This is a genomic window from Nocardioides marmorisolisilvae (assembly GCF_003725775.1).
GTDB lineage: Bacteria > Actinomycetota > Actinomycetes > Propionibacteriales > Nocardioidaceae > Marmoricola > Marmoricola marmorisolisilvae.
The window spans coordinates 374,218-389,611 of the sequence record NZ_RJSG01000001.1 but is presented as its reverse complement, the minus strand read 5'-3'; the positions used below and the strand labels follow the sequence as shown (position 1 = coordinate 389,611).

Below are 15,394 nucleotides of genomic sequence, written 5' to 3'. Positions count from 1 at the left end.
CCTAGTCTGGCGGTATGCGGATCATCAAGCACGGGCATGCCTGCGTGACGCTGGCCACAGCGACCGCGACGATCGTCATCGACCCCGGGGTCTTCACCGCTCCGGGGGCGCTGGACGGGGCCGACGCGGTACTGATCACGCACGAGCACCCGGACCACTGGACCGCCGAGCAGCTCGGGGCGTCCGACGCGCCGATCTTCACGATCCAGGCGGTGGCCGATCAGATCCGCGCCGCGGACCCGGCGATCGCCGAGCGCGTGGCCGTGGTCGGTCCGGGTGACCGCTTCGAGGCGTTCGGCACGGCGGTCACCGTGATCGGTCAGAAGCACGCAGTGATCCACCCCGAGCTGCCGCACTTCGACAACAGCGGCTACCTGGTCGAGGCGGACGGGGTCAGCGTGTTCCACCCCGGCGACGCGCTCACGACCCTGCCGGCCGCGCCCGACGTGCTGCTCCTGCCGGTGAGCGCCCCCTGGCTGAAGATCAGCGAGTGCATCGACTACGCCCGCGAGGTCGCTGCGCCGACCTCGGTCGCGATCCACGACGCCGTCTACTCGGAGGCCGGTCTCGGGATCGTCGACGGCCACCTCGCGCGGTTCCTGGAACCGCGCGAGGCGACCTACCGACGGTTGAAGGTCGGTGACGAGCTGACCCTCGGCGGTTAGAAGCCGCCGAGGCCGTTCGGCACGCCGAGCCCGGTCGGACCGTCCCAGCCGGCGCGGGCGTTGCACCACTGAGTGGTCGGGCACGAGCCGTTGCTGCCGGCCGTCACGTCGCGCAGCGAACCGGAGTGCGCGTACGGGACGCTGTTCGCCTGGACGCCCGCACCCGGGCCGCCGGCCAGGGCGAAGACAGCGGCGATGATCGGCGACGACTCGCTGGTGCCACCGACCTGTGCCCAGGTCGAGTTGCGCGAGCTGGTCGGGTAGTACACCGCCATGCCGCCCTTGCCCGGGTCGGCCGCTGCGGAGACGTCGGCGATCGCGCGCTTGGCGCACCCGGTCGCGAAGCTCGCGGCGCCCGCGAGCGCGGTGTTCACCGTCGAGCAGCCGCTGCCGGCTCCGCTCCACGCGGTCTCCGAGACCCGGGTCGTGCCCGACATCGTCAGCGAGGTGCCGCCGACCGCGACGACGTACGCGGAGGAAGCCGGGAAGCTGCCGCCCTTGTAGCCGTTGTCACCGGTCGAGGCGGTCACCGCGATGCCCGGGTGGTTGTAGTAGCTGCCGTAGCTGGCGTCGGACAGGTCGCCGCCGCCGTAGCTGTTGCTGATCGCCACCACGCCGGCCTGGCGCGCAGCGGTGGCCGCAGCGGCACCGAGGTCCGGGATGTTCGCGGACTTCGCCTGCACCACGACGATCTTGCAGCTCGGGCAGATCGCCGAGACGGCGTCCACGTCCAGCGCGGTCTCGCCGGCCCAGCCGGTGTTGAACCGCGGCAGGTTGGTGCCACCGTTCTGGTCGAGGATCTTCAGGCAGCCGTTCGCCTTGGTGCACGCGGGCAGGCCGAACTGGGTCCGGTAGACGCCGAGGTCGCGCTCGAGGTTCGGGTAGCCGTAGGCGTCGACGATCGCGACCGTCGAGGTCGAGTCGGTCGTCAGCCCGTACGCCGCGCGCAGCTGGGTCGGGGTCAGGGCGCTGGCGGCCGGGGTCGTCGAGGCCGGCACAGCACCGGTCTTGTCGTTGACCATCACCTTGGCGCTGCACGAGGCAACCGTCGCCTTGGTGGAGGCGGCGCAGACACGGGTTGCGTGCCGGCCGTTGCCCGCGGCGTCCGCGGGCGACGTGGCGGCGAGGACTCCGGCGACCAGGGTGATGGCGCCGAGGCTCGCGGCCAGGATGGATTTCTTCACGAGTGCTCCCACTTACTACTCAGGTCCGGTCCCTCGGCCGGACGACCAGGACAACTGTGCGCCTGTTCGGGCGTAGTGATGAGGGGAACCGATAGGTCCGAAATACGTAGTGCAGGAAAATGCAGGAATTGCGGCTCAGGCGCCGGCCAGCGAGTCCCGCACCGGGACGAATTTCGCCTGCGCCTCGGCCAGCTCGGCCTCGGGGTCGGACCCGGCGACGATGCCGCACCCGGCGAAGAGCCGGACCCGGGCGCCGTCGATCTCGGCCGAGCGGAGGGCGATACCGAACTCGCCGTCGCCGTGGGCGTTCATCCAGCCGACCGGGCCGGCGTAACGACCGCGGTCCATGCCCTCGATCTCGGCGATCATCTCGACCGCCAGCTTCGTCGGCGTTCCGCCGACGGCAGCCGAGGGGTGCAGCGCGGCGGCCAGCTCCAGCACGCTCGCGCCGCTGTCGTGGGCGACGCCGGCAACGTCGGTGGCCAGGTGCATCACGTTGGGCAGGTGCAGCACGAACGGAGTCTCCGGCACGTTCATCGACGTGCAGTACGGCTCCAGCGCCTCGGCGACCGAGCGGACGGCGTACTCGTGCTCCTCGAGGTCCTTCGAGGACCGGGCCAGGGTCGCCGCCAGCGTGAGGTCGTGCTCGTCGTCCCCGGTACGCCGGATCGTGCCGGCCAGCACCCGGGAGGTGACCAGGCCCTTCTCCCGGCGTACCAGCAGCTCGGGGGTGGCGCCGAAGAGGCCGTCGACGTGGAAGGTCCAGCACATCTCGTACTCGCTGCCGAGGCGACGCAACGGCCAGCGGACGTCGATCGGCGCATCCGCGGTGGCGATCAGGTCGCGGGCGAGCACCACCTTGTCGAGCTCGCCGGCGTTCAGGTGCAGCACGGCCTCCCAGACCACGCCCTCCCACTCCGCGCCGGAGAGCGCGCCGTCGGCGAAGACCAGGTTCACCGGCGGTTCTGGTGCGTCCTGCGTCTCCAGCCTCGGGGTCTCCACGGCAGCAGAGCCGATGGTGGTCACCCAGAACCGGTCGCCACGACGGCCGACGACCACCCGCGGGATCACCAGGACCGAGTCACCGGGCTCGTCGGCGAACGCGAAGCTGCCCAGGCAGATCAGGCCGCTGCCCGGAACCTCGACCTCGTCCGCGACGGCGGCCACCCGGACCACGTTGCGCCACCAGGTGGAGGCGTCGGAGAACCGGGCCTCTCCTGAGGTGCGGCACTCGGCCGCAACGCCCCAGGTGATCACACCCTCGCCGCGACGCAGCCAGGTCATCGGCGCGTCGACAGGAAGCAGGTCGAGCAGCGGACCCGGGTCGCTGATCTCCTGGGTGCGCGCGACCAGCCGCGGCACGGGGGAGGGCTCGTGGGTCACGCCACCAGACTACGACCAGTAAATAACCACCTTGTCGCCGACCTTGACCTGGTCGAAGAGCCACTTGATCCCGTCGTAGTCGCGGACGTTGACGCAGCCGTGGCTGGCGCCGGCGTACCCGCGGGCGGCGAAGTCCGAGGAGTAGTGCACCGCCTGGCCGCGGCTGAAGAACATCGCGAACGGCATCGAGGAGCCGTACAGGCTGGAGACGTGGTCGCGCGACTTCGACTCGACGTGGAACAGGCCCTCGCGGGTCGGGGTGTAGGCCGCGCCGAACCGCACCGCCATCGTCCGCTGGACGTCGCCGTCGATCACCCAGCGGATGGTGCGGCTGGTCTTGTCGATGCACAGCACGCGGCCGGTCAGGCAGCGGGCGTCGAGCGGGGCATCGGTCCAGCTGCCGTCGGTCGGGCGGTTCTCGAGCTCGGCCTTGGTCGGCGTGTGGGTCATCTGCACCAGCCGGTTCATCGTGGTCCGGTCGACCGCACCGGTGACCGCGAAGCCGCGCTTGGCCTGGAAGCCCTTCACCGCCGCGGTGGTCTTGGGTCCGTAGCTGTCGGTGACGTCGCCGAAGTACCACTGGAGCTGCTTGAGGCGGGCCTGCACGGCCCGCACCTGCGGTCCGGAGTCGCCGGTCTTCAGCAGTGCGGGGCCGGCCGTCGGCGTCGGCGTCGGGGTGACCTCCGGCGACTCGCTCTGCGTCGGCGTCGGGGTTTCGACAGGCTCGACCGGCACGACAGGGGTCGGAGTCACGACCGGCGTCGGTGTCGGAGTGACCGGCACGGTCGTCTGGGTTTCGACAGGCTCAGCCAGCGAAGATGGGCGGTTCGAAGCCCCGTTCGCCGTGCCCAGGTAGCCCGTGGCGCGGCCGACGCCGAACCCGAGCGCGCCGATCGCGAGCACCAGCACGGCGAACATCACCACACTGGTCCCTCTGGACACTTCCTTCGCCACCGTTACAGGGTGCCTGTTCCCGAGCCTCATGCCTGTCAAGACGCTCCAGCAGCCTGCGAGGTTGCATCGGCTGCGTCGTCTTCTGGGAGGTCACCTAGGGTTACGCCCGTGACCCGCGCTGACCTGGAGAAGAAGCCCGCCGAGGTGCAGGCGATGTTCGACGACGTCGCCGCCCGGTACGACATCACCAACGACGTGCTGTCGCTGGGCCAGGACCGCCGCTGGCGCAAGATCGTGCTGGACGCGGTCGACCCGAAGCCGGGGGAGCTCGTGCTCGACCTGGCCGCCGGAACCGGCACCTCGAGCCAGCCCTTCGCGGACCGCGGCGCCACCGTGCTGCCGTGCGACTTCTCGGTCGGCATGCTCGCGGTCGGCAAGCGCGCGAAGCCGCACCTGCCGTTCGTCGCCGGCGACGGCACGAAGCTGCCGTTCGCCGACAACACCTTCGACGCGGTCACCATCTCCTTCGGGCTGCGCAACATCGTCGATCCCGACGCCGGCCTGCGTGAGCTGCTCCGTGTGACCAAGCCGGGTGGCCGGGTGGTCGTGTGCGAGTTCAGCTCGCCGACCTGGAGCCCGTTCCGCACCGTGTACATCGAGTACCTGATGAAGGCGCTGCCCGCGGTGGCCCGCGCCGTCTCGTCCTCGCCGGACGCCTACGTCTACCTGGCCGAGTCGATCCGGGCCTGGCCCGACCAGGCCGGACTCGCCGCTCGGCTCCAGAAGGCCGGCTGGGGCACGGTGAAGTGGCGCAATCTGTCGGGCGGGATCGTCGCCCTGCACCACGGCACCAAGCCCTGATCCAGACCCTGATTTAGGCAACGTCCCTGTTGCTTAAATGCCCAGGTCAGAGCCGTTTTCACGAGTTCTGACCCCGGGGTCGCGGACTGTGACGCACGCCTCTATGCTGCGTAGGTCACAGTTCGTGAAGTTGTTCACAAGGGCACAAACAGGCCCTCGGTGAGCACCGCAGGAGGGTGAGGGATGGAGCTCTACACACCGGTTCTCGCACTGCTGATCCTGGCGTCCTTGTTCGCCATCGGCTCCGTCGCGATGAGCGCCGGCGTCGGCCCCAAGCGGTACAACCGGGCCAAGCTCGACTCCTACGAGTGCGGCATCGAGCCGACCCCCCAGCCGGTCGGCGGCGGTCGCTTCCCGGTGCGCTACTACATCACCGCGATGCTCTTCATCGTCTTCGACATCGAGATCGTGTTCCTCTACCCGATCGCCGTGGCCTTCGACGCGATGGGCACCTTCGCCCTCGTCGAGATGATCCTCTTCATCGTCCCCGTCTTCGTCGCCTACTGCTACGTGTGGCGCCGCGGCGGACTCGACTGGGACTGACAGGAGTTAGCGAAAACCAATGGGTCTGGAAGAGAAGCTCCCCTCCGGCGTCCTGCTGACCACCGTCGAAGGTGTCGCGGGCTACATGCGCAAGGCGTCGTTCTGGCCGGCCACCTTCGGCCTCGCCTGCTGCGCGATCGAGATGATGACCACCGGCGGTCCCAAGTACGACCTGGCCCGCTTCGGCATGGAGGTCTTCCGTGCCAGCCCGCGCCAGGCCGACCTGATGATCGTGGCCGGCCGGGTCAGCCAGAAGATGGCCCCGGTCCTGCGCCAGATCTACGACCAGATGCCCGAGCCCAAGTGGGTGCTCGCGATGGGTGTCTGTGCCAGCTCCGGTGGCATGTTCAACAACTACGCCGTCGTCCAGGGCGTCGACCACGTCGTGCCCGTCGACATGTACCTGCCGGGCTGTCCGCCGCGGCCGGAGATGCTGATCGACGCGATCCTCAAGCTGCACGACCAGGTCCAGCACACCAAGCTCGGTGCGAACCGCCTGGCCGAGATCGAGGCCAACGAGGCCTCTGCCCTCACCGCGCTGCCGACCAGCCAGATGAAGGGCCTGCTGCGATGAGCGAGGCTTCGACAGGCTCAACCGACGAGGGCAGCAAGGACGTCGTCGCCGCCGCGACCTCCGGCGAGGCGCCTGGCGAGGTCATCGCCCGGCACGAGGGCATGTTCGGAGTCTCCGGCACCGGCGACACCTCCGGGTACGGCGGGCTGACCCGCACCGTCGAGCTCCCGGGCTCGACCCCCGGCCCGTACGGCGGCTGGATGGACACCGTCGCCGAAGCGCTCGCACCGTCGACGGAGAAGGTGGTCGTGCACCGCGGCGAGATCACCTTCTTCATCCGCCGCGAGGACCTGCTCGCCGTGGTGAAGCTGCTCCGCGACGAGGAGAAGCTGCGCTTCGAGCTGTGCTCCAGCGTCAGCGGCGTGCACTACCCCGACGACGCCGGTCGCGAGCTGCACGCGGTCTACCACCTGCTCTCGATGACCCACAACCGCCGGATCCGGCTCGAGGTCACCTGCCCGGACGCCGACCCGCACATCCCCAGCGTGTGCGCGACGTACCCGACGGCCGACTGGCACGAGCGGGAGACGTTCGACTTCTTCGGGATCGTCTTCGACGGTCACCCGGCGCTGACCCGGATCCAGATGCCCGACGACTGGCCGGGTCACCCGCAGCGCAAGGACTACCCGCTCGGCGGCATCCCCGTCGAGTACAAGGGCGGCACCGTCCCGCCGCCCGACCAGCGGAGGTCATACAACTGATGGTTTCGACAAGCTCGACCAACGAGACTTCTGACCCGTACGCCGCCACCGAGTCCGAGACGACCGAGGGCAAGGTCTACACGGTCACCGGTCAGGACTGGGACACGATCGTCTCCGGCATCGCCGAGGACCACGACGACAAGGTCGTGGTCAACATGGGCCCGCAGCACCCGTCGACCCACGGTGTGCTCCGCCTGATCCTCGAGCTCGAGGGCGAGACGGTCACCGAGGCCCGCTGCGGCATCGGCTACCTGCACACCGGCATCGAGAAGAACATGGAGTTCCGCTCCTGGACGCAGGGCGTGACGTTCTGCACCCGGATGGACTATCTCTCGCCGTTCTACAACGAGATGACCTACGTGCTCGGCGTCGAGCGGCTGCTCGACATCGAGGACCAGATCCCGGAGAAGGCCCAAGTCATGCGGGTCTTGCTCATGGAGCTGAACCGGATCTCGAGCCACCTGGTCTGCATCGCCACCGGCGGCATGGAGATCGGCGCGCTGACGGTGATGACCATCGGCTTCCGCGAGCGTGAACTGGTCCTCGACCTGTTCGAGCTCATCACCGGCCTGCGGATGAACCACGCCTTCATCCGGCCCGGTGGCGTCGCCCAGGACATGCCCGCCGGGGCGCTGGACGAGATCCGCGACTTCGTGGCGCTGTTCAAGAAGCGCCTGCCGGAGTACGCCGACCTCTGCAACGCCAACCCGATCTTCAAGGCCCGCCTCGAAGGCGTCGGCCACCTCGACCTCGCCGGCTGCCTGGCACTCGGCATCACCGGCCCGCCGCTGCGCTCGACCGGCTACCCGTGGGACCTGCGCAAGATGCAGCCCTACTCGGGCTACGAGGACTACGACTTCGAGGTCCAGACCTGGGACACCGCCGACTCCTACGGCCGCTTCCGGGTGCGCCTGAACGAGATGCACGAGTCCCTCAAGATCGTCGAGCAGTGCGTCGAGCGCCTCGCCGGCCTCGAGGGTGCGCCGGTGATGGTCGCGGACAAGAAGATCGCCTGGCCGAGCCAGCTCGCCATCGGCAGCGACGGCATGGGCAACAGCCTGGACCACATCAAGCACATCATGGGTGAGTCCATGGAGGGCCTGATCCACCACTTCAAGCTGGTCACCGAGGGCTTCCGGGTCCCGGCCGGCCAGGCCTACGTGCCGATCGAGTCGCCGCGCGGTGAGCTCGGTGCGCACGTCGTCTCCGACGGCGGCACCAAGCCGTTCCGGGCGCACTTCCGCGACCCGTCGTTCACGAACCTGCAGGCGACCTCGGTGATGAGCGAAGGCGGCATGGTCGCCGACGTCATCGTCGCGATCGCGTCCATCGACCCCGTCATGGGAGGCGTCGACCGGTGATTGATCAGAAGACGCGGGACGAGCTCGCGGAGATCGCGGCCCGCTACCCGGAGAAGCGCTCCGGCCTGCTGCCGATGCTGCACCTGGTGCAGAGCGTGCTGGGCCAGGTCACCCCCGAGGGCATCGAGGCGTGCGCGGAGATCCTGGAGATCACCCCGGCCGAGGTGAGCGGCGTGGCGACCTTCTACACGATGTACAAGCGTCGTCCGGTCGGCGACTACCACGTCGGCGTCTGCACCAACACGCTGTGCGCGGTGATGGGGGGCGACGCGATCTTCGCTCGTCTCAAGGACCACCTCGACGTCGGCAACGACGAGACCACCGAGGACGGCAAGGTCAGCCTCGAGCACATCGAGTGCAACGCGGCCTGCGACTACGCGCCGGTGATGATGGTCAACTGGGAGTTCATGGACAACCAGACCCCGTCCTCGGCGGTCCAGCTGGTCGACGACCTGCGCGCTGGCAAGGAGGTCCGGTCCACCCGCGGCCCGAAGATCTGCACCTGGCGCGAGGCCGAGCGCGTGCTCGCGGGTTTCTCTGACGGGCTCGTCGACGAGGGACCTGCTGCGGGTGAGGCCTCCCTGGTCGGCCTGAAGCTGGCCGCCGACAAGGGCTGGACCGCGCCGAAGGGAGCTGACCAGTGACCACAGCGCCCAACCAAAGCGTCTTGACTCCCGTCCTCACCAAGAACTGGGGCGACGAGCAGAGCTGGAAGCTGTCGGCCTACGGCGACTACGCCGCCGCCAAGAAGGCCTTCGGCATGCAGCCCGACGACGTCATCACCGCGGTCAAGGACTCCGGTCTGCGCGGTCGTGGTGGCGCCGGCTTCCCGACGGGGATGAAGTGGTCCTTCATCCCGCAGGACAACCCAAAGCCGAAGTACCTGGTGGTCAACGCCGACGAGTCCGAGCCGGGCACCTGCAAGGACATCCCGCTGATGATGGCCAACCCGCACGTGCTGGTCGAGGGCGTGATCATCAGCTCCTACGCCATCCGCGCGAACAAGGCCTTCATCTACATCCGCGGCGAGGTGCTGCACGTGATCCGCCGGGTCCAGGCGGCGGTTGCCGAGGCCCACGCGGCCGGCCACCTCGGCAAGGACATCCACGGGTCGGGCTACGACCTCGACATCGTGGTGCACGCCGGTGCCGGCGCCTACATCTGCGGTGAGGAGACGGCGCTGCTCGAGGGTCTCGAGGGCCGTCGCGGACAACCGCGGCTGCGTCCGCCGTTCCCCGCCGTCGCCGGCCTGTACGCGAGCCCGACGGTCATCAACAACGTCGAGTCGATCGCCTCGGTGCCGAGCATCATCGCCAACGGCGCCGACTGGTTCTCCTCGATGGGCACCGAGAAGTCCAAGGGCTTCGGCATCTTCTCGCTCTCGGGTCACGTCGCGAAGCCGGGCCAGTACGAGGCTCCGCTGGGCATCACGCTGCGCAAGCTGATCGAGCTGGCCGGCGGCATGCGGGCCGGCCACGAGCTGAAGTTCTGGACCCCCGGTGGTTCGAGCACGCCGCTGCTGACCGCCGAGCACCTCGACGTCCCGCTCGACTTCGAGGGCGTCGGGGAGGCCGGCTCGATGCTCGGGACCCGCGCGCTCCAGCTCTTCGACGAGACCACCTGCGTGGTCCGTGCCGTGCTGCGCTGGACCGAGTTCTACAAGCACGAGTCCTGCGGCAAGTGCACCCCGTGCCGCGAGGGCACCTGGTGGCTGACCCAGACGCTGAGCCGTCTGGAGCAGGGCCAGGGCTCGGCCGAGGACCTCGACCTGCTGGTCGACCAGTGCGACAACATCCTGGGTCGGTCGTTCTGCGCCCTCGGCGACGGTGCGACCAGCCCGATCACCTCCTCGATCCAGTACTTCCGCGAGGAGTACCTGGCCCACCTCGAGCAGGGCGGCTGCCCGTTCGACCCGGAGGCCAGCACGGTGTTCGCCACGGCAGGAGCGAAGGCATGACCGCGACCCAGGACGCAGGAGCCGTCGTCAAGAGCGACGAGGTCACCCTGACGATCGACGGGATCCAGGTCAGCGTCCCCAAGGACACCCTGGTGATCCGTGCCGCCGAGGAGATCGGCGTGCAGATCCCGCGGTTCTGCGACCACCCGCTCCTCGAGCCCGTCGGCGCCTGCCGCCAGTGCCTGGTCGACGTCCCGGACGCCGGCAACGGTCGCGGCTTCCCGAAGCCGCAGGCCTCCTGCACGCTGCCGGTCGCCGAGGGCATGGTCGTCAACACCCAGGCCACCAGCCCGGTCGCGGACAAGTCGCAGCAGGGCGTCATGGAGTTCCTGCTCATCAACCACCCGCTGGACTGCCCGGTCTGCGACAAGGGCGGCGAGTGCCCGCTGCAGAACCAGGCGATGAGCAACGGGCGCGGCGAGTCGCGGTTCGCCGAGAGCGGTGGCGTCAAGCGCACGTTCCCGAAGCCGATCAACCTCTCGCCGCAGGTGCTGCTGGACCGCGAGCGCTGCATCGTCTGCCAGCGCTGCACCCGGTTCTCCGCCGAGATCGCCGGCGACCCGTTCATCGAGCTGATCGAGCGCGGCGCGCAGCAGCAGATCGGCATCGCCGAGGGCGCCGAGTTCCTCTCCTACTTCTCCGGCAACACGATCCAGATCTGCCCGGTGGGTGCGCTCACCTCGGCGGCGTACCGGTTCCGCTCGCGGCCGTTCGACCTGGTCTCCACCCCGTCGATCACCGAGCACGACGCCTCCGGCTCCGCGATCCGCGTCGACCACCGTCGCGGCAAGGTCATGCGTCGCCTGGCCGGCAACGACCCGCTGGTCAACGAGGAGTGGATCACCGACAAGGACCGGTTCGGCTTCACCTGGGCCCGCCAGGACGACCGGTTGACCCACCCGCAGGTCCGTGACGAGGACACCGGCGAGCTGCGCGCGGCTTCCTGGCCCGAGGCGTTCGCCGTCGCGGCGCGAGGTCTGAAGAAGGCCAAGGGCAAGGTCGGTCTGCTCCCCGGGGGTCGGCTGACCGCTGAGGACGCCTACGCCTGGAGCAAGTTCGCCCGGGTCACGGTCCGCACCAACAACATCGACTTCCGCAGCCGGCCGCACTCGGCCGAGGAGGCCGCGTTCCTGGCCTCGACGGTCGTGCTCAGCACCACCGTGACGTACGCCGACCTGGAGTCGGCCAAGCGCGTGGTGCTTGTCGGGCTGGAGCCCGAGGACGAGGCCGGTTCGATCTTCCTCCGGCTGCGCAAGGCGAACCGCGCGACCGGCCTGGAGGTCGTCTCGATCGGTGCGGTGAACACCCGCGGCCTGCGCAAGGTCAACGGCACGCTGGTGCCGACCCGTCCGGGTGACGAGGCCAAGGCGCTGACCGACCTGACCGACCTGGACTCCTCGACGGTGATCCTGGTCGGCGAGCGCCTGGCAGGAGTCCCGGGTGCGCTGTCGGCTGCTGCCGCGGTCGCTCAGCGGACCGGTGCCAAGCTCGCCTGGGTCCCGCGTCGCGCCGGTGACCGCGGTGCGGTCGAGACCGGCTGCCTGCCGGCCCTGCTGCCCGGCGGTCGCCCGGTCGCCGACGCCGCCGCGCGCGTCGACCTGGCTGCTGCCTGGGACGTCGAGCAGGTTGCCGACGCCGAGGGCCTGGACGCCCACGGCATCGTGGCGGCTCTCGAGGCCGGCGATCTGGAAGCCCTGGTCATCGGCGGTGTCGACCCGGCCGACCTCGGCATCAGGAAGAAGGCGCTGAAGAAGGCCTTCGTGGTCGCGCTCGAGGTCCGCTCCTCGGCCTACACCGAGCTCGCCGACGTGGTCTTCCCGGTAGCCCCGGCCAGCGACAAGGCCGGCACCTTCGTGAACTGGGAGGGCCGGGTCCGCAGCTTCGGCAAGGTCCTCGACAACCCGCACTCGCTGCCCGACGTACGGGTCCTGGCCGGCATCGCCGAGGAGCGGGGCCGCGCGATCGGCTTCCGGACCCCGGAGGCCGCCTGGGCCGAGATGACGCAGGTCGGCCCGTGGACGGGTGCTCGCGCGTCGGCTCCTGAGGTTTCGACAGGCTCACATTCGACAGGCTCAGTACAAGCAACCAGCACGGGGCTCGTGCTCGCGAGCTGGAAGCAGCTGCTCGACGACGGTCGGCTCCAGGACGGCGACCCGCACCTGGCGGCGACCGCCCGCCCGGCGGTCATCCTGGCCAGTGCGGCCACCCTCGCGGGTGCCGGTCTCGCCGACGGCGACCGGGCGACCCTGACCGGTCCGCTGGGCAGCATCACCCTGCCGGTCGCGGTGGGTGAGGTCGCCGACGGTGTCGTCTGGGCACCGGCCAGTGCCCCGGGAGCATCGGTCCGCCACGCGGTCGGTGCAGCCGGTGACGCCGTGACGATCGGAGGAGCGAAGTGACTCTCCTGGACACCGCCAAGGGACTGAGCGCATTCGGTCACGACCCGGTCTGGATCGTGATCGTGAAGTCGGTGCTGATCTTCCTGATCCTGGTCCTGCTGACCCTGTTCAACATCTGGTGGGAGCGCCGGGTCGTCGCCCGGATGCAGCACCGGATCGGCCCGAACGTGCACGGCCCCTTCGGCCTGCTGCAGAGCCTCGCCGACGGCGTGAAGCTGGCGCTCAAGGAGGACCTGACCCCGAAGGCCGCCGACAAGCTCGTCTTCATCCTCGCGCCCGTGCTGGCCGCGGTCCCTGCGTTCCTGACGTTCTCGGTGATCCCGTTCGGGCCGGTCGTGAACTTCTTCGGCCACCAGACCCCGCTGCAGCTCACCGACATGCCGGTGGCGGTGCTGTTCGTGATGGCGATCGCCTCGATCGGCATCTACGGCATCGTGCTCGGCGGCTGGTCGTCCGGCTCGACGTACTCGCTCCTGGGTGGTCTGCGCTCGAGCGCGCAGATGATCTCCTACGAGGTGTCGATGGGCCTCGCCCTGGTCGCCGTCTTCCTCTACGCCGGATCGATGTCCACCTCGGAGATCGTCGCCGCGCAGGACAAGCTCTGGTACGGCCTGATCCTGGCGCCGTCGTTCGTGATCTACGTGATCTCGATGATCGGCGAGACCAACCGCGCGCCGTTCGACCTCCCGGAGGCCGAGGGCGAGCTCGTCGGCGGTTTCCACACCGAGTACAGCTCGCTGAAGTTCGCGCTGTTCTTCCTCGCCGAGTACATCAACATGGCGACGGTCTCAGCGCTGGCCACGACGCTGTTCCTCGGCGGCTGGCACGCCCCGTTCTGGATCGACAACGTCTGGGAGGGCGCGAACCACGGCTACTGGCCGTTCCTGTGGTTCATGGGCAAGGTGCTCAGCTTCATCTTCGTCTTCATCTGGCTGCGCGGCTCGCTGCCGCGGCTGCGCTACGACCAGTTCATGGCGTTCGGCTGGAAGCGACTGATCCCGATCTCGCTGATCTGGATCATCGCGGTCGCGACCATCCGCACCGTGAACCTGAACGGCGGCTTCGACCGCACCTACCTGTACGCCGCGATCGGGGTGCTGGCCGCGCTGCTGGTGGTGCTGTTCTTCATCGACGAGAAGAAGAGCGCCGAGGACGCCGAGACCGCGGCCGACGAGCCGTTCGACGCGTTCGCGGGCGGGTACCCGGTGCCGCCGATGCCCGGGATTTCGACAAGCTCAATCAGCACGGCGGGCTCAACCAACGTCGAGGGAGGGGCAGCCTGATGCCCACGCTCAAGGAGCAGTTCTGGGACCCGGTAGCCGGGTTCGGGGTCACCTTCCGGACGATGTTCCGCAAGGTCGTCACCGAGCAGTACCCGTTCGAGAAGCTGCCGACCGCGCCGCGCTTCCACGGCCGGCACCAGCTCAACCGCTGGCCCGACGGCCTGGAGAAGTGCGTCGGCTGCGAGCTGTGCGCGTGGGCCTGCCCGGCGGACGCGATCTACGTCGAGGGTGACTCCAACACCGACGACGAGCGCTTCAGCCCCGGCGAGCGCTACGGCCGCGTCTACCAGATCAACTACCTGCGCTGCATCCTGTGCGGGCTCTGCATCGAGGCGTGCCCGACCCGCGCGCTGACGATGACCAACGAGTACGAGCTCGCCGACACCAGCCGGGAGAGCCTGATCTACGAGAAGTCCGACCTGCTCGCGCCGCTGCTGCCGGGCATGGTCCAGCCGCCGCACCCGATGCTGCTCGGCGAGGACGAGGGCGACTACTACCGCGGCAACCTGCACAAGCGCGACGAGGAGGGCGACGCCTGATGGTTGCGTTCTGGATCCTCGCTCCGGTGATGGTGGCAGCGGCCCTCGGCCTGCTGTTCGCCCGCAAGGCCGTGCACGCCGCGCTGCTGCTGGCCGTCGTGATGATCTCGCTGGCCGTCCTGTACGCCGTCCAGGACGCCCCGTTCCTGTTCGCGGTGCAGATCATCGTCTACACCGGCGCGATCCTGATGCTCTTCCTGTTCGTGCTGATGCTCGTCGGCGTCGACGCCTCCGACTCGGTGGTGGAGACGATCCGCGGGCACCGGTTGTTCTCGACGATCGCCGGGCTGGCTTTCGGTCTGACCCTGGTGCTCGGGGTCGCGCAGGTCTCCTTCGGCACCGTGATCGGGCTGGACTCCGCGAACAAGGACGGCAACGTCCCGTCGATCGCCCAGATCCTCTTCACCCGCTACGTCTTCGCCTTCGAGGTCACCTCGGCGCTGCTCATCACCGCCGCGCTCGGTGCGATGGTGCTGGCCCACCGCGAGCGCCTCACCCCGAAGCCGACCCAGGCGCAGCTGGCTGCGCAGCGGATCAAGGACTACGCCGAGCACGGCAAGCACCCCGGACCGCTGCCGCCGCCGGGTGTCTTCGCCCGGCACAACGCGGTCGACACCCCGGCGCTGCTGCCCGACGGCACCGCGTCCGAGGCCTCGATCTCCCGCGTGCTGGCGGCCCGCGGCACGGTGAAGTCCGCTCCGGACATCGCGGCCGACATCAACGAGCTCGACACCCCGGGAGGTGACGCATGAGTGTCACGCCGTTCATCGTGCTCTCCGCGATCCTGTTCACCATCGGCTGCGTCGGGGTGCTGACCCGCCGCAACGCCATCGTGGTGTTCATGTGCGTGGAGCTGATGCTCAACGCGAGCAACCTCGCGCTGGTGACCTTCTCCCGCGCCAACGGCAACCTCGACGGCCAGATCGCGGCGTTCTTCGTGATGGTCGTCGCGGCTGCCGAGGTGGTCGTCGGTCTCGCGATCATCATGACCATCTTCCGCTCCCGTCGTTCGGCCTCGGTCGACGACGCGAGCCTGCTGAAGTACTAAGG

General features: G+C 69.2%; 16 protein-coding genes. 13 read left to right on the top strand and 3 right to left on the bottom strand.

The genetic code is table 11. The annotated features are described in order from the left end of the window. Nucleotides 1-14 precede the first annotated feature (14 nt). Complete coding sequence (locus tag EFL95_RS01995) at nucleotides 15-665, top strand: MBL fold metallo-hydrolase (protein ID WP_123232372.1); 651 nt, start codon at nucleotides 15-17, stop codon at nucleotides 663-665. Here EFL95_RS01995 and EFL95_RS01990 read toward each other — a convergent pair. From EFL95_RS01990 to EFL95_RS01980, 3 genes are all read right to left on the bottom strand, one after another. Further along, complete coding sequence (locus EFL95_RS01990; protein ID WP_123232371.1) at nucleotides 662-1,849, bottom strand: S53 family peptidase; 1,188 nt, start codon at nucleotides 1,847-1,849, stop codon at nucleotides 662-664. The genes EFL95_RS01995 and EFL95_RS01990 overlap by 4 nt on opposite strands. A 135-nt stretch (nucleotides 1,850-1,984) precedes the next feature. Continuing rightward, nucleotides 1,985-3,232, bottom strand: a complete 1,248-nt coding sequence (locus EFL95_RS01985; protein WP_246004750.1) for an isochorismate synthase — start codon at nucleotides 3,230-3,232, stop codon at nucleotides 1,985-1,987. Between the two features lie 9 nt (nucleotides 3,233-3,241). After that, entirely contained in the window at nucleotides 3,242-4,186 is a 945-nt protein-coding gene (locus EFL95_RS01980; protein ID WP_246004749.1) for a L,D-transpeptidase family protein, read from the bottom strand. 108 nt (nucleotides 4,187-4,294) lie between these two features. Here EFL95_RS01980 and EFL95_RS01975 point away from each other — a divergent pair, with 108 nt between their 5' ends. From EFL95_RS01975 to nuoK, 12 genes are all read left to right on the top strand, one after another. After that, nucleotides 4,295-4,987, top strand: coding sequence for a demethylmenaquinone methyltransferase (locus EFL95_RS01975; RefSeq protein WP_123232369.1), 693 nt, complete (start codon nucleotides 4,295-4,297; stop codon nucleotides 4,985-4,987). Nucleotides 4,988-5,170: 183 nt separating this feature from the next. Then, complete coding sequence (locus tag EFL95_RS01970; RefSeq protein ID WP_123232368.1) at nucleotides 5,171-5,530, top strand: NADH-quinone oxidoreductase subunit A; 360 nt, start codon at nucleotides 5,171-5,173, stop codon at nucleotides 5,528-5,530. 19 nt (nucleotides 5,531-5,549) lie between these two features. Then, nucleotides 5,550-6,104 (top strand): NuoB/complex I 20 kDa subunit family protein, encoded by a 555-nt coding sequence (locus tag EFL95_RS01965; RefSeq protein WP_123232367.1) that lies wholly within the window; start codon nucleotides 5,550-5,552, stop codon nucleotides 6,102-6,104. Next, nucleotides 6,101-6,805, top strand: coding sequence for an NADH-quinone oxidoreductase subunit C (locus EFL95_RS01960; protein ID WP_123232366.1), 705 nt, complete (start codon nucleotides 6,101-6,103; stop codon nucleotides 6,803-6,805). Before EFL95_RS01965 ends, EFL95_RS01960 begins: the two co-directional genes overlap by 4 nt. Beyond that, a complete protein-coding gene (locus tag EFL95_RS01955; protein ID WP_123232365.1) occupies nucleotides 6,805-8,166 on the top strand; it encodes an NADH-quinone oxidoreductase subunit D in 1,362 nt (453 codons plus the stop codon). The genes EFL95_RS01960 and EFL95_RS01955 overlap by 1 nt, the downstream gene beginning before the upstream one ends. Further along, on the top strand, nucleotides 8,163-8,810 hold the full coding sequence (gene nuoE, locus EFL95_RS01950; protein ID WP_123232364.1) for an NADH-quinone oxidoreductase subunit NuoE: 648 nt from the start codon (nucleotides 8,163-8,165) through the stop codon (nucleotides 8,808-8,810). Before EFL95_RS01955 ends, nuoE begins: the two co-directional genes overlap by 4 nt. A 23-nt stretch (nucleotides 8,811-8,833) precedes the next feature. After that, on the top strand, nucleotides 8,834-10,123 hold the full coding sequence (gene nuoF, locus EFL95_RS01945; RefSeq protein WP_246004748.1) for an NADH-quinone oxidoreductase subunit NuoF: 1,290 nt from the start codon (nucleotides 8,834-8,836) through the stop codon (nucleotides 10,121-10,123). Beyond that, a complete protein-coding gene (locus tag EFL95_RS01940; protein WP_123232362.1) occupies nucleotides 10,120-12,522 on the top strand; it encodes an NADH-quinone oxidoreductase subunit G in 2,403 nt (800 codons plus the stop codon). The genes nuoF and EFL95_RS01940 overlap by 4 nt, the downstream gene beginning before the upstream one ends. Further along, a complete protein-coding gene (gene nuoH, locus EFL95_RS01935; RefSeq protein WP_123232361.1) occupies nucleotides 12,519-13,805 on the top strand; it encodes an NADH-quinone oxidoreductase subunit NuoH in 1,287 nt (428 codons plus the stop codon). The genes EFL95_RS01940 and nuoH overlap by 4 nt, the downstream gene beginning before the upstream one ends. Further along, a complete protein-coding gene (gene nuoI, locus EFL95_RS01930) occupies nucleotides 13,805-14,344 on the top strand; it encodes an NADH-quinone oxidoreductase subunit NuoI (protein WP_123232360.1) in 540 nt (179 codons plus the stop codon). The genes nuoH and nuoI overlap by 1 nt, the downstream gene beginning before the upstream one ends. Beyond that, nucleotides 14,344-15,096, top strand: coding sequence for an NADH-quinone oxidoreductase subunit J (locus tag EFL95_RS01925; RefSeq protein ID WP_123232359.1), 753 nt, complete (start codon nucleotides 14,344-14,346; stop codon nucleotides 15,094-15,096). The genes nuoI and EFL95_RS01925 overlap by 1 nt, the downstream gene beginning before the upstream one ends. Further along, nucleotides 15,093-15,392: an NADH-quinone oxidoreductase subunit NuoK gene (gene nuoK / locus EFL95_RS01920; RefSeq protein ID WP_123232358.1), complete on the top strand. Its 300-nt coding sequence runs from the start codon at nucleotides 15,093-15,095 to the stop codon at nucleotides 15,390-15,392. Before EFL95_RS01925 ends, nuoK begins: the two co-directional genes overlap by 4 nt. Nucleotides 15,393-15,394: the final 2 nt, after the last annotated feature.